General features: G+C 70.9%; 20 protein-coding genes and 1 riboswitch. Of the genes, 9 read left to right on the top strand and 11 right to left on the bottom strand.

Going from position 1 to position 19865, the window contains the following annotated elements; all coding sequences use genetic code 11:
• Window positions 1-37: 37 nt before the first annotated feature.
• Window positions 38-550 carry an inorganic diphosphatase gene (locus LX12_RS14260; protein ID WP_253655538.1) on the top strand — a complete coding sequence of 171 codons (513 nt, stop codon included), beginning with the start codon at window positions 38-40 and terminating at the stop codon, window positions 548-550.
• 66 nt (window positions 551-616) lie between these two features.
• On the opposite strand, the gene LX12_RS14255 is transcribed toward LX12_RS14260, so the two are convergent.
• The 3 genes from LX12_RS14255 to LX12_RS14245 all read right to left on the bottom strand — a co-directional run bounded on the left by LX12_RS14255 (window position 617) and on the right by LX12_RS14245 (window position 4461).
• A complete protein-coding gene (locus LX12_RS14255) occupies window positions 617-2572 on the bottom strand; it encodes an MDR family MFS transporter (RefSeq protein ID WP_372505027.1) in 1956 nt (651 codons plus the stop codon).
• Window positions 2569-3168: a MarR family winged helix-turn-helix transcriptional regulator gene (locus LX12_RS14250; RefSeq protein WP_253655243.1), complete on the bottom strand. Its 600-nt coding sequence runs from the start codon at window positions 3166-3168 to the stop codon at window positions 2569-2571. Before LX12_RS14250 ends, LX12_RS14255 begins: the two co-directional genes overlap by 4 nt.
• Before the next feature lie 123 nt (window positions 3169-3291).
• Window positions 3292-4461, bottom strand: a complete 1170-nt coding sequence (locus LX12_RS14245; protein ID WP_253655242.1) for an aminotransferase class V-fold PLP-dependent enzyme — start codon at window positions 4459-4461, stop codon at window positions 3292-3294.
• A gap of 32 nt (window positions 4462-4493) precedes the next feature.
• Window positions 4494-4613: riboswitch (SAM riboswitch) on the bottom strand.
• 95 nt (window positions 4614-4708) lie between these two features.
• Between LX12_RS14245 and LX12_RS14240 the strand changes: the two genes are divergently transcribed.
• Window positions 4709-5830, top strand: coding sequence for an isochorismate synthase (locus LX12_RS14240; RefSeq protein ID WP_253655241.1), 1122 nt, complete (start codon window positions 4709-4711; stop codon window positions 5828-5830).
• Here the strand turns inward: LX12_RS14240 and LX12_RS14235 are convergent.
• Genes LX12_RS14235 through LX12_RS14220 form a run of 4 tightly spaced genes read right to left on the bottom strand, consistent with a single transcriptional unit; the run spans window position 5804 to window position 8625 of the window.
• Window positions 5804-6421, bottom strand: a complete 618-nt coding sequence (locus LX12_RS14235; RefSeq protein WP_253655240.1) for a DedA family protein — start codon at window positions 6419-6421, stop codon at window positions 5804-5806. The two genes, LX12_RS14240 and LX12_RS14235, sit on opposite strands and share 27 nt — an antisense overlap.
• Before the next feature lie 39 nt (window positions 6422-6460).
• Window positions 6461-7666 carry an O-succinylhomoserine sulfhydrylase gene (locus LX12_RS14230; RefSeq protein WP_372505026.1) on the bottom strand — a complete coding sequence of 402 codons (1206 nt, stop codon included), beginning with the start codon at window positions 7664-7666 and terminating at the stop codon, window positions 6461-6463.
• A complete protein-coding gene (locus tag LX12_RS14225) occupies window positions 7663-8076 on the bottom strand; it encodes a rhodanese-like domain-containing protein (protein WP_253655239.1) in 414 nt (137 codons plus the stop codon). The genes LX12_RS14230 and LX12_RS14225 overlap by 4 nt, the downstream gene beginning before the upstream one ends.
• A 57-nt stretch (window positions 8077-8133) precedes the next feature.
• Window positions 8134-8625, bottom strand: a complete 492-nt coding sequence (locus LX12_RS14220) for an Rv0361 family membrane protein (protein ID WP_253655238.1) — start codon at window positions 8623-8625, stop codon at window positions 8134-8136.
• A gap of 127 nt (window positions 8626-8752) precedes the next feature.
• On the opposite strand from LX12_RS14220, the gene LX12_RS14215 reads away from it, so the two are divergent.
• Both LX12_RS14215 and LX12_RS14210 read left to right on the top strand, forming a co-directional pair.
• Complete coding sequence (locus tag LX12_RS14215; protein ID WP_253655237.1) at window positions 8753-9754, top strand: ABC transporter substrate-binding protein; 1002 nt, start codon at window positions 8753-8755, stop codon at window positions 9752-9754.
• 108 nt (window positions 9755-9862) lie between these two features.
• Window positions 9863-11248: an FAD-dependent oxidoreductase gene (locus LX12_RS14210; protein ID WP_253655236.1), complete on the top strand. Its 1386-nt coding sequence runs from the start codon at window positions 9863-9865 to the stop codon at window positions 11246-11248.
• A 78-nt stretch (window positions 11249-11326) separates the two neighbouring features.
• On the opposite strand, the gene LX12_RS14205 is transcribed toward LX12_RS14210, so the two are convergent.
• Window positions 11327-11734, bottom strand: coding sequence for a hypothetical protein (locus LX12_RS14205; protein WP_253655235.1), 408 nt, complete (start codon window positions 11732-11734; stop codon window positions 11327-11329).
• Window positions 11735-11869: 135 nt separating this feature from the next.
• Between LX12_RS14205 and LX12_RS14200 the strand changes: the two genes are divergently transcribed.
• The 3 genes from LX12_RS14200 to LX12_RS14190 are packed head-to-tail and all read left to right on the top strand — an operon-like array spanning window position 11870 to window position 14798.
• Window positions 11870-12931: a FecCD family ABC transporter permease gene (locus LX12_RS14200; RefSeq protein WP_253655234.1), complete on the top strand. Its 1062-nt coding sequence runs from the start codon at window positions 11870-11872 to the stop codon at window positions 12929-12931.
• On the top strand, window positions 12928-14022 hold the full coding sequence (locus tag LX12_RS14195) for a FecCD family ABC transporter permease (RefSeq protein ID WP_253655233.1): 1095 nt from the start codon (window positions 12928-12930) through the stop codon (window positions 14020-14022). Before LX12_RS14200 ends, LX12_RS14195 begins: the two co-directional genes overlap by 4 nt.
• Window positions 14019-14798 (top strand): ABC transporter ATP-binding protein, encoded by a 780-nt coding sequence (locus LX12_RS14190; protein WP_253655232.1) that lies wholly within the window; start codon window positions 14019-14021, stop codon window positions 14796-14798. Before LX12_RS14195 ends, LX12_RS14190 begins: the two co-directional genes overlap by 4 nt.
• Window positions 14799-14809: 11 nt before the next feature.
• On the opposite strand, the gene LX12_RS14185 is transcribed toward LX12_RS14190, so the two are convergent.
• The 3 genes from LX12_RS14185 to LX12_RS14175 form a co-directional block, all read right to left on the bottom strand.
• A complete protein-coding gene (locus tag LX12_RS14185) occupies window positions 14810-15289 on the bottom strand; it encodes a DUF456 family protein (protein WP_253655231.1) in 480 nt (159 codons plus the stop codon).
• The gene (gene purT, locus LX12_RS14180; protein WP_372505025.1) at window positions 15290-16864 is read right to left on the bottom strand and encodes a formate-dependent phosphoribosylglycinamide formyltransferase; all 1575 of its coding nucleotides are present in this window, start codon (window positions 16862-16864) and stop codon (window positions 15290-15292) included. It abuts the gene before it with no gap.
• 288 nt (window positions 16865-17152) lie between these two features.
• Window positions 17153-17491, bottom strand: coding sequence for a UBP-type zinc finger domain-containing protein (locus LX12_RS14175; RefSeq protein ID WP_372505024.1), 339 nt, complete (start codon window positions 17489-17491; stop codon window positions 17153-17155).
• A 195-nt stretch (window positions 17492-17686) separates the two neighbouring features.
• On the opposite strand from LX12_RS14175, the gene LX12_RS14170 reads away from it, so the two are divergent.
• Window positions 17687-18169 (top strand): MarR family winged helix-turn-helix transcriptional regulator, encoded by a 483-nt coding sequence (locus LX12_RS14170; RefSeq protein WP_253655230.1) that lies wholly within the window; start codon window positions 17687-17689, stop codon window positions 18167-18169.
• A gap of 86 nt (window positions 18170-18255) precedes the next feature.
• On the top strand, window positions 18256-19863 hold the full coding sequence (locus tag LX12_RS14165; RefSeq protein WP_253655229.1) for a Na+/H+ antiporter: 1608 nt from the start codon (window positions 18256-18258) through the stop codon (window positions 19861-19863).
• The last annotated feature ends 2 nt before the right edge of the window (window positions 19864-19865 follow it).

The raw sequence follows: 19865 nt of genomic DNA, 5'->3' as shown, positions 1-19865 counted from the left end.
CCCGCACGGACCGTCACAGAGAGCGAGGATGCGAGTCGTGGAGTTCGACGTCACCATCGAGATCCCCAAGGGCCAGCGCAACAAGTACGAGGTCGACCACGAGACGGGCAAGGTCCACCTCGACCGCTACCTGTACACCTCGATGGGCTACCCCGCCGACTACGGCTACATCGACAACACCCTCGGCGAGGACGGCGACCCGCTGGACGCGATGGTCCTGCTGCCCGAGTCGGTGTACCCGGGCGTGATCGTGAAGGCGCGCATCGTGGCGATGTACACCATGACCGACGAGGCCGGCGGCGACGACAAGCTGCTCGCCGTGCCCGCCGGTGACGTCCGCTGGGACCACATCCAGGACGTCGACGACATCGACAAGTTCGAGCTCGACGCCATCTCCCACTTCTTCGAGCACTACAAGGATCTCGAGCCCGGCAAGGAGGTCCAGCCGGGCGGGTGGGTCGGCCGCGAGGCCGCCGAGAAGGTCGCCCAGGAGGCCATCGACCGCCAGGCCGCGCAGCCCCACGAGGCCAACGACCCCTCCCGCGGCTGACACCAGCCCTCTCACGACGACAGGCCCCGACCGCGCGATGCGGTCGGGGCCTGTGTCGTACGGGGCTCAGGCCTCGTGTCGACTCGGGTGCGGGCGATCGTCGTCGACGACGGCTGTCGTGGCCTCGGAGGCCTCGTGCCGACCGCCGTGGTCGGGGGCGACGACCGGGCCGCCCTCGTCGGCGAGAGCCGTGTGCTTGCCGTGAACCGCTGCGGGATCGACGATCTCGCCCGAGGTGGTGACGTCGTCGGCGACGCCGGAACGGGCGTGCGTGACGTCGGCGCCGGGCGCGGCGTCGGGGTCGGGCCCGGTGCCCATCGCGTCCTCGGCCGCGGCCTGGGTGCCGGAGGTCTTGCGCAACGGCACCTCCTTCCACGTGAAGACGGCGACCAGGGCGATCACCGAGACGATCGAGACCGTGAGGAACACCGAGTCCATCGCGCCGGAGAAGCCTTGCTTGATCGGCGCGGCGACCGCGTCGGGCAGCTTCGCGATGACCGAGGTGTCGTTCATGACCGATCCGGTGGCGCCACCGCCGCCACCCTGGGCGGCCTCCACCAGGCTGCGACCGAAGCCCGAGACGGTCGGGTCGGAGCTCTGGACCGCCTCGCGCACGCCCTGCTGGAACGACTGGGTCGGCGCGGCCTTCTGGAACTCGTCGGCGATGTTCGGCCCCATGAGCGAGAACAGGACCGAGAAGAACACCGCGACACCCAGGGTTCCACCGATCTGACGGAAGAACGTGGCCGAGCTCGTCGAGATGCCCATGTCCTTGGCGGGCAACACGTTCTGCATCGCCAACGTCAGCGGCTGCATCAGGTTGCCGAGCCCGAAGCCGAGTCCGAACGTCATCAGCATGACCACGTAGAGCGACGTCGACGGGCTGACGTAGTGCAGCAGGAAGGTCATGACGGTGATCAGCACGACGCCGATGAGGGTGAAGATCTTGTACCGACCGGTGCGCGAGATCGTCTGGCCGGAGACGATCGACGCGCTCATCAGGCCGAGCACCATCGGCAGCAACTGCAGACCGGCGATGGTCGGGCTGGAGCCACGGAGCACCTGGTAGTACTGCGGCAGGATCGAGATGGCGCCGAACATCACCATGCCGATGACGATCGAGATCACGATGCCCTGCGCGAAGACCCGGTTCTTGAACACCCGCAGCGGGATGATCGCGGCCTCGCCCATCGCCTTCTCGACGCCGACGAACAGCGCGACGCCGACGACACCGATCGCGTAACAGACGATGGAGCGGACCGAACCCCAGCCCCACTCACGCCCCTGCTCCGCCACGACGAGCAGCGGCACCACGCCGACGGCCAGTGCCAGGGCGCCCCACCAGTCGATGCGTCGGCGCACACCCTGGATGCGGTCGTAGTTGAGGACACGGAACACCACGACCAGCGCGATGAGACCGATCGGGACGTTCACCAGGAACACCCAGCGCCACCCGCTGACGAACAAAATGCTGTCCTGCCCGGCGAAGAGGCCACCGAGCACCGGCCCCAGGACGCTGGAGGTGCCGAACACGGCGAGGAAGTAGCCCTGGTACTTCGCGCGCTCCCGGGGCGCGACGATGTCGCCGATGATGGTGAGCGCCAGGGAGAACAGGCCACCGGCACCGATGCCCTGCAGGGCGCGGAACCCGGCCAGCTCGTACATCGAGGTCGAGGTCGAGCAGAGCAACGAGCCGACGACGAAGATGGAGATCGCGGCCATGAAGAACGGCTTGCGGCCGTACATGTCGGACAACTTGCCATAGAGCGGCGTCGCGAGCGTCGAGGTGATGAGGTACGCCGTCGTCACCCACGCCTGCAGCGAGTAGCCGTTCAGGTCGTCGGCGATCGTCCGGATCGACGTGGAGACGATCGTCTGGTCCAGGGCGGCGAGGAACATGCCGATCATGAGCCCGCCCATGATCGTCAGGATCTGCCGGTGGGTCAGGGCGGCCGGCGCCGCGGTCGGGGCGCTCGGCGTCGACGCTCCCGTCGCGTCGGGTGCAGCTGTGCTGTTGCTCATCGTGATGCCTTCTCGCGGTGCTCGGACGTGAACCGGGCCGAGGTGTCGTCGGTCACGTCGCCGTTCTCTGGGGAGCCAACCGTCGCGGGGTCGTCGTCGATTCCCACGCCGTGGCGATCGGTCGTGTCGGTGGCGTGGGCGCCGTCGTGGACACGCGCCGCGAAGTCCTCCACCGCGACGACCACCCGGCCCATGAGGCGGGTCAGCTCGGCGACCTCCTCGTTGGTGAAGTCGCCCAACATCTCGTCGAAGACCTGCTTGCGGTGTTCGCGGACCGCGCGGACCTGCTCGTGCCCGGACTCGGTGAGCACCAGGATCGTCGCGCGCCCGTCGCGGGGGTCCGCCTCGCGTCGCACGTACCCCAGCCGCACCAGCGCGGCGATGTGCCTGCTGACCGTCGACGGGTCCGCGAGCAGGTGCTCCGCCAACTCGCCGGAGCGCATCGGCTGGTCGGCGAGGGTGAAGAGGCACGAGAACGCGGCCGTCTCCACGATGCCCTCCGACGTCTTGAACTTCGTGACGGCGAGGCGCTCGCGGATCCGTCCGTACCGGGACAGAACCCCGAGCAGCTCGTCGACGTGGTCGAGTCTCGTCACTGATTCCTGCCTGAAATGAGTTTCGCCGTGCAACTGCTTGACTGGTGCAAGTATGCCGTCGGCGACGATGACACGCAAACAGCCCCGGCCGCGGGGCCGGGGGTGTTCGTCGGGCAGCGGACGTCAGCAGATCTCTGCGAGGGCGTCCAGCAGTCGGTCGATCTCGTCGGCGCCGGTCTCGACGCCGAACGACGCGCGGACCGCGCCCTGCCGCCGACCGAGCCGCTCGAGCAGCGGGTGGGCGCAGAACCGACCGTCACGGACCCCGATGCCCCGCTCGGCGAGATGTTCGGCCACCGCCCGCGGGCTGTGACCGGCGACGGTGAACGCGGCGATGCCCACGCGGTCCAGGTCGTCGTCACCGAACACCGCGAGACGCTCGACACCGGGCAGCGCGTCCAACCCACGGTCGAGACGCACCCGCAGATCGTGTTCGTGCACGCCGATGCGGTCGAACCCGATGTCGGTCAGGGCGCGGCAGGCCGCCGCTATCGCGATCGCACCGAGCACGTTGGGCGAGCCGGCCTCGTGCCGGGCCGCGCCCGTGTGCCAGACCACCCTGTCCCCGTCGACGTCGACGGTCGCGCCACCCCCGGCCAGGTAGGGCTGCGCGTCGTCGAGCCAGTCGGAGCGACCGACGAGAACACCGGCACCGAACGGCGCGTAGAGCTTGTGACCGGAGAACACGAGGTGGTCGATGCCCGTCCCGGCCAGGGTGATCGCGCGGTGCGGGGCGAGTTGGGCGGCGTCGACGAGGATCCGCGCGCCGGCGTCGTGGGCGAGGTCGGCGAGACGGCCGAGCGGCAGCACCTCCCCCGTCACGTTCGAGGCGCCGGTCACCGCCAGCAGCGCCGCGGGCGCTCGGCGCAGTTCTGTGACAAGGGCGTCGAGGGTCTCGTCGACGGTGTCGCGGCACCGAACCACCCGACGGCCACGGCGCGTCCACGGCAGCAGGTTCGCGTGGTGTTCCACGTCGAGCACGACGGTCTCGCCGGGGACGACCCCGGCCAGGAGGTTGATCGCGTCGGTGGTGTTGCGGGTGAAGACGACGCTGTCGTCGGGGCGGGCACGCACGAATCGCGCCACCTGCGTGCGGGCGGCCTCGTAGCGATCAGTGGTGATCTGCGAGTACCGCCCCGCACCGCGGTGCACGCTGGCGTACTCGGGCAGAACGCGCATCACCTCGTCGACGACCGCTCCGAGCGCCGGGGCGCTGGCGGCGTGATCGAGGTTGGCGTACGGCCTGTCGACGACAGGCGACGCGGTCAGGGCGGGCTCGGCGAGCAGGGACATGCTTCCTCCGTGGGGTCCGGGGACCACCAGGGGCCCCGCGCTTGCCCGTGTCCGGTGTGGAGACGGGCCGGGTCGTCACCCGGGAGCACCCCACCGCGGTAGGAGGGTTGCCGGTCAGCGAGCCGGGGCTCACGACGCTGACACTCATGACCTGCCGGAGATCATGGGTGAGCGCACCGAGCGGAGTCAACACGGGGAGTGGTTGCGCTCACCGTGAGCGCAACCCCCGCGCGGGTAGCGTGGACACGTGCTGTTCCACCTCTCCCGGCCGTCGCGGACGGTGCGCGCGACGCGCGCCGAGCGCGCGTTCGACCGGGCGTCGGACGCCGCCGCCGCGGCGACGTCGGGCTCACCGGTGGTCGGCGCCCTCTCCTTCGCCCCGGGGTCCCCGGACGCGCTCTACGTCCCCGGCGACCTCGCGCTCCACGAGCCGGTGTCGACCGCGGCGGCCCCCATCGCGCCTGTGCGACTGGTGCGTTCGGTGCCGTCACCGGCCGATCACCGCCGGCGCGTCGCGGCCGTCGTCGACCGGATCGCCGCGGGCGAGGCCGACAAGGTGGTGGTCGCGCGGGCGATCGACCTCGTGGCCGACGGGGAACTCGATGTCGAGGACCTCGTCCGGTGCTTCACCGCAGGCAGCCCGGAGGGCAACGCGTTCGCCGTCGACCTGTCCGCCGCCGGTGGCCGACAGCTCGGCGCCGCACTCGTCGGGTCGAGCCCGGAGTCGTTGGTGCGCAAGGTCGGCGACCGTGTCCTGTGTCGGCCCTACGCGGGCTCCGCGCCGCGGTCGTCGGACCCCGAGGTCGACCGCCGCAACGGGCAGGCACTCGTCGACTCCGGCAAGGACCACCGCGAGCACCGCTATGTCGTCGACCACATCGCCGCAGCCCTGGCGCCGATCACCCGCGACCTGCAGGTGCCCGACGAGCCCGTCCTCATCGGCACCGGTGAGATGTGGCACCTCGCGTCCCCCATCGAGGGCGTTCTCGTCGAGAACGACGTCAGCGCATTGGATCTCGCGCTCCTGCTGCACCCGACACCCGCGATCTGCGGGACCCCCACCGAGGCCGCCCGGACGATCATCGACGAGGTCGAGGGGCCGCGAGGCTTCTACGCCGGCGCCGTCGGCTGGTGTGACGCCGCGGGTGACGGCGAATGGATGGTCAGCATCCGCTGTGTCGAGGTTGCCGCGGACCGGCGGTCGCTCCGGGCGTGGTCGGGCGGGGGCATCGTTGTCGACTCCGATCCGGCCGCCGAACTCGCCGAGACCACAGCGAAGTTCGCGACGGTGCTCCGGGCGCTGGGCGCGCCGGGGGTCCTGGCCGACGAATCCGTCGTCCGGTCAGGTGACATCAGCCCGGTGTCGTGACCGCCACCAGCTGACGGCGAACCACAGGCACGCCAGCACCCCGACGACGATGCCGCCGTACAGGAGCAGTCGTGCGCCGACCGCCGCGCCGACGAGGTAGCCGATCATCCCGACCGCCGTCACCCAGATGATCCCGCCGACGACGTTGGCCGACAAATACTTCGGCACCGCCATCCGCGACATCCCCGCCACGAACGGGGTGAGGGTGCGGACGTAGCCGATCCATCGGGCACCGACCACCGTCGGGATCCCGTTGGTCTGGATGGCGTGGGCCACACGGTCCCACCGTTCCTCGCCGATCCTGCGCCCGAGCCGCGAGCGCATCATCCGTGGCCCCGACCACCGGCCGAGTGAGAACCCTGTCGCGTCCCCGGCGATCGCCGCGACGCAGGCGCCGGCGATCAGCCAGCCGATGGAGGTCTCCCCCACCGCTGCCGCGACACCTCCCGCGAGAAGTGCTGTCTCCCCGGGCAGGATCAGGCCCAGCAAAGCGGCCGACTCGCAGTAGACCAGCGCCCACACCACCAGGTAGACGACCCACGGCGGCGTCGTCTGGATGACGTCGACGAGCCAGTCGATCAGCGACTGCACGCGCCACCCCCCGTCGCTCCCATGCGGCGCGTGCGCGTCCTACAGCGCCCGGTCGAGGTCGGCGAGGAGGTCGTCGATGGCCTCGAGACCGACAGAGAGCCGGACGACGCTGTCGGACAGGCCGATCGCGGCCCGGCCGTCGGGACCCATCGCACGGTGGGTGGTGGTGGCGGGGTGGGTGATCAACGACTTCGCGTCACCGAGGTTGTTCGAGATGTCGATGACCCGCAGGGCGTCGAGGACCTCGAACGCCCGCTGCTTGCCCGACACCCCGTCGCGGTCGGTCAGCTCGAACGTGACGACGGTGCCGCCACCCGACATCTGTGAGCGGGCCAGCTCGTGCTGCGGATGTGACGCCAGGAACGGGTACTTCACCCACTTGACCCGGGGGTCGTCCTCGAGGAACTGCGCGACGCGCAGCGCCGAGGCGACCGACGCCTCGACCCGCAGCCGCAGCGTCTCGAGGCCCTTGAGCAGTGTCCACGCCGAGAACGGGCTCATCGCCGGACCGGTGTGGCGCATCAGCTTCTGCACCGGCTCGTCGATGTACTCCTTCGACCCGAGCACCGCGCCGCCCATCACCCGGCCCTGGCCGTCGATGTGCTTGGTGCCGGAGTAGACGACCACGTCGGCACCGAGGTCGAGGCTGCGCTGCAGCAGTGGGGTCGCGAAGACGTTGTCCAGCACGACCTTCGCGCCCGCGGCGTGCGCGAGCTCGGAGACGCGCCGCACGTCGACCAACGACTGCATCGGGTTCGACGGCGTCTCGAAGAACACGGCGGTCGTCGGCACCGACAGCGCCTCCTCCCACTGCGAGAGGTCCTCACCGTCGACGAACACGGTCTCGACCCCCCAGCGCGGCAGGATCTCGTTGCACACGACGAAGCACGAGCCGAACAGGCTGCGGGAGGCGACCAGTCGATCACCCGCGCCGAGAAGCGCACCGAGGGAGACGAACACGGCCGCCATGCCGCTCGCGGTGGCGAAGCACGCCTCGGCACCCTCGAGCAGTCGCAGCCGCTCCTGGAACATGGCCACGGTCGGGTTTCCGTAGCGGGAGTAGACGAAGCGCTCGTCCTCACCGGTGAACGCACGCTCCGCGGCGGAGGCACTGTCGTAGACGTAGCCGGAGTTGAGGAACATGGCCTCCGACGTCTCGTCGAAGCCGGACCGCATCAGGCCGCCGCGCACGCCGATCGTGTCGGCGGCGACGTCGTCGGGCAGCTCACGCCAGGTCGGGATCACGACTGACGCCAGGGCAGGCCGGCGGCCTTCCACCCCACGGCGCCGCGGTGTCCGTCGGCGTCGAGTCCGCCCTCGAAGCCCTCGGCGATGTTGTAGGCCTTCTGCACACCGTCGGCGGTGGCGGCCTCGGCCGCACCGATCGACCGCTGCCCGGAGCGGCAGAGGAACACGACCGTCTGCTCGTCGGAGACGCCGGCCTCGCGCAGCTGCTCGGTGAAGCGCGGGTTGCGGGCCCCGTCGGGGAAGCCGACCCACTCGATCAGGACGGTGCGCTTGTTCAGCGACGACAGGTCGGGGATGCCGACATAGTTCCACTCCGCCTGGGTCCGCACGTCGACGAGGACGGCGTCGGGGTCCTCGGAGAGGACGTCCCAGGCCTGCTGCACGGACAGATCACCTGCGTAGCTCACGGTCTCCAGAATCCCACAGGCGGACACGCGTGACCTCGCGGGGACGGGGCATCGCGGTCAGGGCGCGCTGACGCCGCACACCTTCCACGTGTCTGCGTCCTTGACCAGCGGCACCGACTGCGTCGTCTGCCGCGGGTCCTGCTCGTAGCGCCAGGTCATGGAGGCCGTCGCCGAGGTCCCGCTGACGGCGATGTCGGCGATCGTCGTGACCATGATCTTGCCCTTGGTGTCACGGGTCGACTGCGCCGCCGAGCGGAAGGCCTCGTCGCTCGGGAACGACCCGCCGTCGACGACGCGGCTGCAGGTCGCGTCCCGGAACGCCGCGTAGTTGATGGCGTTCTTCGCCGTGTAGTAGTCGTTGATCGCGTGCTGCACCGCGGCGTTGTCGGGCAGCCGGTCGTCGGCGGGGCGCAACAGCTGCGACGCGACCACGCCGCCGATCACGAGCAGCACGATCACGACCGCCACGATGAACGGCCAGGCCGCCTTCAGACCGGGGTCGTCGGGATCGGGCGCGGGCTGCGCCGAGGTGTCGTTGCTGGTCGCCATGGGCGCGATCGTACGTGGACCCAGTCCATGCCCGACGTGTCCGGATTTGCCGCGCGGGACGACCGGATGTCATCCTCGGAAGTAAGCGGAGCCTAACCTTGGTGGCTCTCGATCCCGGAGGTTCCCGATGCATCGTCGCCTGGGCGCGGCCGTCGCCGCAGCAGCACTCGTCGTCACCGTGGGTGCGTGCTCCGCGCCGGACGAGGACGCCGCCGGGTCGTCGAGCTCCGTCGCCGCCGAGCCCAGTGCGTTCCCGGTCACCATCGAGCACAACTACGGCTCGACGACGATCGACGCCGCCCCGTCGCGGGTCGCGACCCTGGGTCCCGGCGACAGCGACATCCTGCTGAAGCTCGGCATCGTCCCGACGACGATGGTGCCGTTCTTCGACCCGACGAACCGGTCGGTGACGACCCCCTGGAACTCCGACCTGCTCCGGGGACAGAACCCGACCGTCCTGAGCAACGGCTCCTCCGACCCCGCCGGCGAGGTGACGAAGGTCCTCGCGTCGAACCCGCAACTGATCGTCGCGGTGAACAACGCGATCACCCGCCCCGTGTACGACAACCTCGCCAAGGTCGCCGGGACCGTCGTGCGCGAGAAGCAGTACGGCGACTGGCAGGTGCCGTGGCAGGCGTCGACCACCGAGATCGGCACGGCCGTCGGCAAGCCGCAGGAGACGGCGCGCATCGTCGCCGAGACGGAGAAGCAGTTCACCGACGCGAAAGCCGCGAACCCGCAGCTCGTCGGACGCACCAGCGCCGTCGTGATCGGCTCGGAGGCCGGCGGCGTGTACATCTACGGGCCCGGCGACGGCCGCGGTCAGACGCTGACCAACCTGGGCATGCCGTTCCCCGCCTCGCTGCAGTCGACCATCACCGACGGCTTCTACGGGTCGATCTCCGACGAGAACCTGAACCTGCTGAACGGCCTCGACAAGCTCGTCGTCGTCGACTACGCCGGTGCCACCGACAAGCTCAAGGTCAACCCGGCCTTCCAGAACCTCGACATCGTCAAGCGCGGCGACGTCGTCTACGTCGACCAGGGTCTCGGCAGCGCCATGTCGGTGCCGACCGTGCTCACCATCCCCTACGTCCTGCAGCGACTGGTCCCGCAGCTCGCGCGCTGACCTCGGGTAAGACCGCTCACGGAATTGGCCATGGCGTACAGGGCACGCCTACCGTGGAAGGTCGATCGTGTCGACGCCTCTCCCGGCCGAGAAGAAGGTGCACCACCCATGAGTACGCAGGACCGCCCGCTGCGCGTCGCCATCGTCGGCGCCGGACCGGCCGGCATCTACGCCGCCGACGCGCTGATGAAGTCCGACACCGCGTCCGAACGCGGTGTCAGCATCGACCTCTACGAGCGCATGCCCGCGCCGTTCGGCCTCATCCGCTACGGCGTCGCCCCGGACCACCCGCGCATCAAGGGCATCATCACCGCCCTGCACAAGGTCCTCGACAAGCCGCAGGTCCGCCTGCTCGGCAACGTCGACTACGGCACCGACATCACCCTCGACGATCTCCGCACCCTCTACGACGCGGTGATCTTCTCGACCGGCGCGACCGACGACCGCCTCATGGACGTCCCCGGTGTCGACCTCGACGGCTCGTACGGCGCCGCGCAGTTCGTGGCCTGGTACGACGGTCACCCCGACTTCCCGCGCACCTGGCCGCTCGAGGCCGAGAAGGTCGCCGTGATCGGCGTGGGCAACGTCGCGCTCGACGTGGCGCGTGTGCTCGCGAAGACCGGCGACGAGCTGCTGCCGACCGAGATCCCGCCGAACGTGTACGAGGGTCTCAAGGCCAACAAGGCCGTCGAGGTGCACGTGTTCGGGCGCCGTGGTCCGGCGCAGGCGAAGTTCACCCCGCTGGAGCTCAAGGAGCTCGACCACTCGCCGAACATCGAGGTCATCGTCGACCCCGAGGACATCGACTACGACGAGGGCTCGGCCGTCGCCCGCCGTGGGTCGAAGATCACCGACCAGGTCGCCACGATCATCGAGAACTACGCGATCCGTGAGGTCGGGGACCGACCACACAAGCTGTTCCTGCACTTCTTCGAGTCGCCCGTGGAGATCCTCGGCGAGGACGGCAAGGTCGTCGGGCTGCGCACCGAGCGCACCCAGCTCGACGGGACCGGCAACGTGAAGCCGACCGGGAAGTACACCGACTGGGAGGTCGGCGCGGTCTACCGCGCGGTCGGGTACCTCTCGGACAACCTGCCCGCCATCCCCTTCGACGACCAGGCCGGCGTCATCCCGAACGAGGCCGGTCGCATCTTCGACGAGGGCGAGCACCTCACCGGGCTGTACACGACCGGCTGGGTCAAGCGCGGCCCGATCGGCCTCATCGGCCACACCAAGGGCGACGCGAACGAGACCGTCGACTGCATCCTCAGCGACATGAAGGACGGCCTGCTCAACGAGCCGGCCTCCCCCGGCGAGGACGACGTGATCGCGCTCCTCGAGAGCCGCGACATCCCGTTCACCACCTGGGACGGCTGGTACCGGCTCGACGAGCACGAGCGCAAGCTCGGCGCCGCCGAGGGACGCGAGCGGGTGAAGGTCGTCGAGCGCGAGGACATGCTCGCCGCCGCCGAACCCGACAAGGTCCAGCGCTGACCTGACGCTCCCCCGTACGACGAACGGGCGGCCGGGTGCATCATCGATGCACTCCGACCGCCCGTTCGGCGGTTCGGATCAGAGCCGGTCGAGGGTGTACCAGTAGCCGTAGTTGTCCAGCAGGTCCTCGCGGTTGTCGGAGATCGCGTAGCCGCTGATCGACGACGGGAAGCAGCCGGGCTGCGTGGTCCGGATCTGCAGGGTCTTGCCCGGGGCGAGGCTCGCCGCGAAGCGCTTCTGTCCCTGGATCTCCTGCAGGGTGACGTTCCGCATGGTGAACGTGTCGCTGGTGTTCGTCACGGTCATCTGACGCACGAGCGTCGGGATGAAGTTGGTCTTGTCGCAGTACACGACGCCGGTGAGGCGCAGATTCGGGGGCGTGGCCGCGCTCGCGGGGGCGGCGGCGATCCCGGCGGTGGCGGCGACGGCTGCGGCCGCCAGGGTGCCGGCGGCGGCGCGACGGAGTACCTGTGCACGACTCGACATCTCGAACTCACTTCCTCGTGATCGATCGGTGGGGCGGTGTCGGGGGTCACACCGCACTGACCACTTCATCGCATCTGCCCGGGTTTCGTTACCGTCTGTCACCGAATCGTGAAGTAAGGGTATCCTTTCCTACCGATGCCCTCGACCACCGAAGCGACGCCCGGGACGGCTCCTGCGCCCGACGTCGACCGACCGACGCGGGTACGGAGTCGACGATTCCTCGGGCTCGTGGGCGGGCTCGGACTGCTCGCCGTCGCGGCCACGGCGTCGATCGCGATCGGGTCCCGCGCACTCGGGCTCGGGGAGGTCTGGGACGCGCTGTGGTCGGCGCAGGGCACCGACGACACGGTCGGCATCGTGCGGGACCTCCGTGTCCCCCGGACACTGCTCGGCCTCCTGGTCGGACTCGCGATGGGCGCGGCGGGGGCACTGACCCAGGCCCACACCCGCAACCCTCTCGCCGACCCCGGCCTGCTCGGCGTGAACGCCGGTGCGGCCTGCGCCGTGGTCGTCGGCGTCTACACCCTGGGCATCGCGACGCCCATGCAATACATGGGTTTCGGACTCGTCGGCGCCGTGCTCGCCGCGGTCGCCGTCTTCGGCGCGTCGGCCGCGACGAAGGGCGCGTCGCCGATCACCCTCGTGCTCGCCGGGACCGGGCTCTCGGCGCTGCTCCTCGCGATCACCTCCGGCATCGTGCTCGTCGACACCGCGTCGCTCGACGCCTGGCGCTTCTGGAACGTCGGCTCGATCGTCGGTCGGGGCACCGACGTGATCTGGGCGGCACTGCCGTTCGTCGTCGCCGGTCTGGTCCTGGCGATCGGGAGCGGCTTCTTCCTCAACGTCATCGGCCTCGGCGACGACATGAGCCGCGCGCTGGGATCGCGGGTGCTGACCGTCCGGGTCGTCGGCATCCTCGCCATCACGCTGCTGTCGGGTGCCGCGACCGCCGCGTGCGGGCCGATCGTGTTCCTCGGTCTCGTCGCACCGCACCTCGCCCGTGCCGTCGTCGGCTCCGACTACCGCTGGATCGTGCCGTACTCCGCCCTCATCGGAGCCGTGCTGCTGCTCGCGTCCGACGTGATCGGTCGCGTCGTCGCCCGTCCGGGGGAGATCCAGGTGGGGATCGTCCTGGCCGTCGTCGGCGCGCCGATGCTCATCCACCTCGTCCGCGCACGACGGTTGGTGTCGGTGTGACCGCCACCGTCGTCGCCGATCCCGTCACCGCGACGCCCCCCGTCCCCCCGCGACGGTGGGTGCTGCGGGTCGGTCCCGTCGCGCTTCCCGTCCGGCCCCGACTGCTCGTCGCGTCGGGGGTGTCGCTGGCCCTCGTACTCGTCCTGCTGGTCGTCGGGCTCGGTGTCGGCGACTTCCCCCTCGGGCCCCTCGACGTGCTCCGCATCCTGTTCGGCGGGGGCACGCGCGTCGAGAACGTCGTCGTGTTCGACGTCGGCCTGCCCCGCGCGCTGCTCGCCGTGCTCGTCGGCGCCGGGCTGGGGCTCGCGGGGGCGCTCACGCAGACCGTCGCCCGCAACCCGTTGGCGACCCCGGACATCCTGGGCATCACCGCGGGTGCGAGCGCGGCGGCGGTCACGGCGATCGCGCTGGGGTCGGGCGCCGGCGCGTGGCTCGCGGACATCGGGATCCCGCTGGCCGCCCTGCTCGGCGGGGTCGTCGGTGCGGTGCTCATGTACGCACTCGCCTGGCGCGGGGGCATCGAGCCCTTCCGCCTTGTGCTGGTCGGCGTCGCCCTCACCTGGGTGTTCCAGGCCGTTGTGTCCTACGGGCTCACCCGGGCGCAGATCAACGACGTCGCCCGCGCGCAGCGGTGGCTCGTCGGGTCGGTGTCGGCCGCGACGTGGTCGTCGGTGGCCACCCTCGCGGTGGTCCTCGCGCTGGGGGTCGTGGTCGTCGCCGGGATCGGTCGCGGGCTGTCGCTGTTGGCGCTCGGTGACGACCTGTCCCGCGGTCTCGGGGTGCGGGCCGGCCGCGTCGGGATCGTGGCCCTGGCCGTGGCGGTGATCGTCTCGGCGGTGACGGTCGCCGCGGCCGGGCCGGTCGCGTTCGTCGCGCTGCTCGCCCCGCAGATCGCACTGCGCCTCGCCCGGACACCCCAACCGCCGCCCGTGTTGTCGGGACTGCTCGGCGCGGTGCTCGTCTCCGGCGCGGACCTGTTGTGCCGCAGCGTCCTGCCCGGTGGCCTCGCCGTCGGTGTGGTCACCGCCGCCGTCGGCGGCCCGTTCCTCGTGTATTTGATGATCGCCGTGTCCCGGAAGGCCTCCGCATGAGTCGTCTCACCGCCGAGGGATTGACCGTCGGTTACGACGACCGTGTCGTCATCGACGGACTGACCCTCGAGATCCCCGACGGCGTCGTCACGACGATCGTCGGGCCGAACGGGTGCGGCAAATCGACGCTGCTGCGCTCGATCTCGCGTCTGCTGACGCCGAGGTCGGGTGTGGTGCGGCTCGACGGTGACGACATCGCCGGCCGCCGACCGCGCGACCTCGCCCAGGTCCTCGGCCTGCTCCCCCAGGACCCGATAGCCCCGTCCGGGTTGACGGTCACCGAGCTCGTCGAGCGCGGTCGACACCCACACCAGCGCTGGTACCGACAGTCCTCGCCCGACGACGACGCCGCGGTCGCCGAGGCGATGGCGCTGACCGGTGTCGCCGACCTGGCCGACCGCCCGGTCGAGTCGCTGTCGGGTGGTCAGCGTCGGCGCGTGTGGATCGCGCTGGTCCTCGCGCAGCAGACCGAGATCCTGCTCCTCGACGAGCCCACGACATTCCTCGACCTCGCGCACGCCGTCGACGTCCTCGACCTCGTGCGGACACTGAGCGCCGAGCACGGCAAGACCGTCGTCACCGTCCTGCACGACCTCAACCTGGCCGTGCGGTACAGCGACCACATCGTCGTCATGTGCGACGGCGCGGTCCTCGCGCGAGGCGCACCGGCCGACGTGATCACGCCGCAGCTGCTGGAGAGGGCGTTCGGTCTGCGGTCGGTGGTGATCCGCGACCCCGTCACCGACGGTCCGCTCGTGGTGCCGCTCGGCCGCTGAGGCCCCCGCGATCAGAGCGCGATGGCGCCGATCGTCCACGATCCGGCGGCGAACAGCGATGCGGTGAGCTCGATCCCGATCGCGACCAGGGCGGCACGCGCGGCGGCGAGCGCTCCCCGGCTCGCCGCGCGGGGATCCCGGCGGGTCGCCCACTCCGACGCCGCGGCGCCGAGCAGGAAGCCCAGCGGCAGCCCGATCACCGGCACCACGAAGAACCCCACGATGCCGACGAGACCACCCACGACGATGGTGCGGTCCGCGACGCCGGAGCGTCGCATGCTCCGCCCGGCCAACACGTACTTCAGCCCCATCGCGCCGAGGATCAGCACCGCGGCCACCGCGACGACGGCCCACGCGGCGCCACCGGTGACGACCGCCCACACCACGATCGCGCCGAGGACGAGGGTCGGTCCGGGCAGCAGGGGCACCACGGTGCCGACCAGCCCGATCGCGATCACCAGCGCGACGAGCAGGTCGCCCCACAGCGGCATCTACTTCTCCACGGTCACGCCGCGGCCGGTGTCGGTCCGATCGGTGTCCGCTGCCTCCGCGACGGGATCGGTGTCGGCGTCGCCGGTGTCCCGCCGGGGCTCGTCGGCGTCCTCGCGGGCGGCGGCCGCGGTGTCGAACGCCGCGGTCTGCGGCGGGTCCACCTCGGCACCGGGCCGGTCGGCCGCGGAGCCGTCCGCGATCGAGTCGTCGGCGGGCACGGCGGACCGGTCGTCGCCCGCCGGCTCGGGCCGCACGCTCCGGTCGCGGAACCGGTCGGTGCTCGGCCCCGTCGACTCCACCGCGGCTGGCGGGCCCGGCACCGCCGGGCGGTCCCCGGGCACCGGCGGGGCGGTGCTCACCGGGCGGACCGCGGCGGCACCGTCACGGGCACGTCGCCGCGCCTCGACGACGTCGTCGGCCGTCGCCACGACCACACCCATGCGGCGCCGCACGTAGCTCTCCGGCTTGCCGAACAGTCGGATGTCGGTCTCGGGCACCGCGAGTGCGGCCGCGACGTTCTCGAAGGCGATCGCCGCCTCGTCACGACCGCCGTAGATGACGGCCGACGCACCGGGGCTGGCCAACGTCACGTCGACGGGCAGCCCGAGGATCGCCCGCGCGTGCATCTCGAACTCCGAGAGACGCTGGGTCGCGAGGGTCACCAGGCCGGTGTCGTGCGGACGGGGGCTCACCTCGCTGAAGTAGACGTCGTCGCCCTTGACGAACATCTCGACGCCGAACACACCCCGGCCCCCGAGCCCGCCGTCGCCGAGTGCGGTCGCGATGCGGGCCGCGATCGACATCGCCGCCCCGTGGGCGACCGGGCTCATCGCCTGCGGCTGCCAGCTCTCGACGTAGTCGCCCCGTTCCTGCCGGTGGCCGATGGGGGCGCAGAAGTGGGTGGTGAGCCGACCCGTGGCGGGGTCGACCGCGCGGACGGTCAGCAGCGTGATCTCGTAGTCGAAGTCGACGAAGCCCTCGACGATGACCCGCCCACCGGCGACGCGAGCACCGGATGCAGCTGTGTCCCAAGCGGACTGGATGTCCTCGGGGCCACGCAGCATCGACTGCCCCTTGCCCGACGACGACATCGTCGGCTTCACCAGGCATGGGAAGCCGACGCGACGGGTCGCCTCGGTGAGCTGCTCGACGGAGTCGGCGAACGCGTACGCCGACGTCGGGAGGCCCAGCTGCTCGTCGGCGAGGCGCCGGATCCCCTCACGGTTCATCGTCAGTGCGGTCGCGCGGGCGGTCGGGATCACCTCGGTGATGCCGCGACGTTCGGCCTCCTCCAACGCACCGGTCGCGATCGCCTCGATCTCCGGCACGACATAGTGCGGCCTCTGGTCGAGGATCAGCGCGAGCAGCGCGTCGGGATCGGTCATGTCCATCACGAAGCCATGGTGTGCGACCTGGTGGCCCGGCGCGTTGTGATACCGGTCGACGGCGATCACCTCGACGCCGAGGCGCTGGAAGGCGATGACCACCTCCTTGCCCAACTCGCCGGCGCCCAGCAGCATCACGCGCGTCGCCGACGGTGAGAGCGGCGTCCCGATACGCGCGGGGCCGGCCACGGTGCGACCTGTCGGCGCCGGCGGCGGCATCGGGCGTCCCGCGGGACGAGGCGGCACCGGTCGACCACCGCGCGGCGGGACCGGCGCGCCCGGGCCACGGGGCGGCACGGGTCGACCCGGCGGCGGCCCCGCGGGACCCGCCGGTCCCGCGGCTCCGGTCCGGGGCGGGACGGGACGACCGGCCGGTGCCGGGCGGTCGTCCCGATCCGGGCGGGGTGGGACCGGGCGGGCGGGGTCGTCCGGGCGGTCCTCGGGTCGCGTCATGGGTTCCTCATCCGATCTGGGTCCTCAACCGATCTGGGCGTCGACGTAGCACCAGCGCCAGGACTCGCCGGGCTCGGCGGATCGCATCACGGGGTGGTGCGTGGACATGTGGTGGGCGGTGGCGTGCCGACGGGGGCTCGAGTCACAGCACCCGATGTACCCGCACTGCAGGCACTGACGCAGATGCGCCCAGTGCTGCTCGCCCTCCTCGGCACACCCCTGGCAGAGCCGTTCGGCGTCGACGTCGTCCTCCGACGCGGGCGCATCCCGCAGGTGAGCGCACTGTCCGTCGTCGACCGGGTCGGCGGCGACGTCGCGGTCGCCGATCAGCCGGTGGCGGACGGATCTCCCGATTGATCGCACCCGCGCATTGTCCCGCATCCGTCGCGGGCGCGGCCAACCACGACCCCGATGTACGCGAGTCCGTTCGTTGCGCACGACATGAGGCCAGCCTCGCCGTACTATCACGCACGCCGTACGCTGTTGTGATTCAGAACAGGTCAGTCCGAGAAGCGGGCGATTTGTCCGACCGTCCCCGATCGTCAACTGGAGACCGCGATGACCGAGACCTCTGCCCCCCGACTCGACGAACAGCTGTGCTTCGCGCTGTACACGGCGTCGGCGACGCTCGTCCGCGCCTACCGTCCGATGCTCGAGAAGATCGGGCTCACCTACCCGCAGTTCCTCGTCATGATGGTGCTCTGGGAGAACGACGACATCTCCGTCGGTACTCTGGCCGACCGTCTCGACCTCCCAGCCAACGGCCTCGCCCCCGTCCTCGACCGGCTCGTGAAGGCGGGTCTCGTCGAGCGGCAGCGTGACCCGTCCGACCGTCGTGTCCACCGCATGCGTCTGACGGAGGCCGGCCATGAACTGCAGGACGAGGGCGCCCGGATCGCCGGCGAGGTGCGGTGCCGTACTCGTCTCCCGGAGGACGACCTGATGAAGCTCCGCGGTGCGCTGATGGAACTCGTCACCGCGATGCACGACGACGGCTCGGTGTCCGCCGAGCCCGCGATGAACGGGTCCGGCACGGCGTAACCCCCGGCGCCGGCTGTCGGCAGGCCGCCGGGCTCGGGGCGGCGATATCCTCGTCGCGCCGCCCACCTCGAGCCGAGAGGTCACCGTTGGACGCCTCCCTCATCGCCGTCGCCGTCATCGCGCTCGGCGTCGCGGCGTTGGCGCGGCGGTGGGAACTGCCGTCCCCCCTGATCCTGGTCGTCGTCGGCCTGGGGGTCGGGTTCATCCCGCATCTGCCCACCCTCGCGCTCGACCCGGACGTCGTGCTGTTCGTGATCCTGCCGCCGCTGCTGTACTCGGCGGCCCAGGACAGTTCATACGTGGCACTGCGCCGCAACGCCCGGGCCATCGGGTTGCTGGCCATCGCGCTGCCGTTGGTGAGCGCGGTGGTCGTCGGGTTCGTGGCGTACTGGTCGCTGCCGCAGTTGCCGTTGGCCGCCGCGATGGTGCTCGGCGCCGTCGTCGCACCGCCGGATGCGGTGTCGGCGACCGCGATCGGGCGTCGTCTGGGCCTGCCGCGGAAGATCACGACCTTGCTCGGCGGGGAGAGCCTGCTCAACGACGCGACCGCGCTCACCGCCTACCGTCTCGCGCTCGGCGCGGCGGTCGGTGCGACGACGACGGCCTGGGGTGGCATCGCCCTGTTCGCGATCGCGGCGGTGGGCGGGGTCGTGGTCGGCCTCGTCTTCGGCGTCGTCGTCTCACGGATCCGCCTGTGGCTCACCGATCCCCCGATGGAGACGGCGGTCGGCATCGTCATCCCGTTCGCGACGTACTTCGTCGCCGAGGAGCTCCACGCGTCGGGCGTGATCGCGGTGGTCGTCGTCGGCCTGTACCTGGGCCAGCGTTCTGCCCGAGACGGGTACGCGACCCGGTTGCAGGACAACGCGGTGTGGCGCTCGATCGACGTGATGCTGGAGTCGTTCGTGTTCCTGCTCATCGGTCTGCAGCTGCCGGAGGTGGTCCGCGGACTGCGCGGGCACTCCCTCGGCGCGATCGTGTGGAGCGCGGTGGCGGTGCTGGCGACGGTGATCCTGGTACGCATCCTGTGGATGTACCCGGCGACCTACCTGCCCCGCCTGCTGTCCCGACGGGTCCGTGAGCGGGAGTCGCCGCCGACCCCGGCGTCGGTGTTCATCGTGGCGTGGTCGGGCATGCGTGGGGTGGTCAGCCTCGCCGCCGCGTTCGGTATCCCGCTGACCACCGAGGCCGGCGACGCGTTCCCCGCGCGCGACGAGATCATCTTCCTCACCTTCGTCGTCGTGGTCGGGACGCTGCTGCTGCAGGGGTTGTCGCTGCCCTGGCTCATCCGACGTCTCGGGGTGACCGGGGACGAACGCCGCTCGGACCTGCTGTCGCTGGCCGCCGCCCAGGACCGCGCCGGCCGCGCCGCCGGGAAGCGACTCGACGAACTGGCCGCCGAACTGCCCTCCAGCGATGCCAACGACGACCAGGTGCACGTGCTGCGCCGCTGGCTGAAATCGCGCAAGAACCTCGCCTGGGAGGAGCTCGGGCGCGGCGAGGAGGAGATCGGCGAGAGCCCGTCGATGGTGTTCAGCCGGCTGCGCACCGAACTACTTCAGGTGCAGCGCGAGGTGTTCATCGCCGAACGCGACGCCGGACGCATCGACGACGAGGTGCTGCGGCGCGTGCTGCGCCAGCTCGATCTCGCCGAGGGGTTGTCCGACCGTGGGACGCGCGGCTCGGCGTCCTGATC

Source organism: Williamsia serinedens, from assembly GCF_024171725.1.
GTDB lineage: Bacteria > Actinomycetota > Actinomycetes > Mycobacteriales > Mycobacteriaceae > Williamsia_A > Williamsia_A serinedens.
This window is presented reverse-complemented; position numbering and strand designations above follow the sequence as displayed.

Bases quoted from the DNA above. Each gene is read 5' to 3' on its own strand.
- LX12_RS14185 (WP_253655231.1), bottom strand. From the start codon at position 15,289: ATGCCGCTGTGGGGCGACCTGCTCGTCGCGCTGGTGATCGCGATCGGG.
- LX12_RS14210 (WP_253655236.1), top strand. From the start codon at position 9,863: ATGAGTACGCAGGACCGCCCGCTGCGCGTCGCCATCGTCGGCGCCGGA.
- LX12_RS14200 (WP_253655234.1), top strand. From the start codon at position 11,870: ATGCCCTCGACCACCGAAGCGACGCCCGGGACGGCTCCTGCGCCCGAC.
- LX12_RS14215 (WP_253655237.1), top strand. From the start codon at position 8,753: ATGCATCGTCGCCTGGGCGCGGCCGTCGCCGCAGCAGCACTCGTCGTC.
- LX12_RS14190 (WP_253655232.1), top strand. From the start codon at position 14,019: ATGAGTCGTCTCACCGCCGAGGGATTGACCGTCGGTTACGACGACCGT.
- LX12_RS14255 (WP_372505027.1), bottom strand. From the start codon at position 2,572: ATGAGCAACAGCACAGCTGCACCCGACGCGACGGGAGCGTCGACGCCG.
- LX12_RS14205 (WP_253655235.1), bottom strand. From the start codon at position 11,734: ATGTCGAGTCGTGCACAGGTACTCCGTCGCGCCGCCGCCGGCACCCTG.
- LX12_RS14170 (WP_253655230.1), top strand. From the start codon at position 17,687: ATGACCGAGACCTCTGCCCCCCGACTCGACGAACAGCTGTGCTTCGCG.
- LX12_RS14245 (WP_253655242.1), bottom strand. From the start codon at position 4,461: ATGTCCCTGCTCGCCGAGCCCGCCCTGACCGCGTCGCCTGTCGTCGAC.
- LX12_RS14220 (WP_253655238.1), bottom strand. From the start codon at position 8,625: ATGGCGACCAGCAACGACACCTCGGCGCAGCCCGCGCCCGATCCCGAC.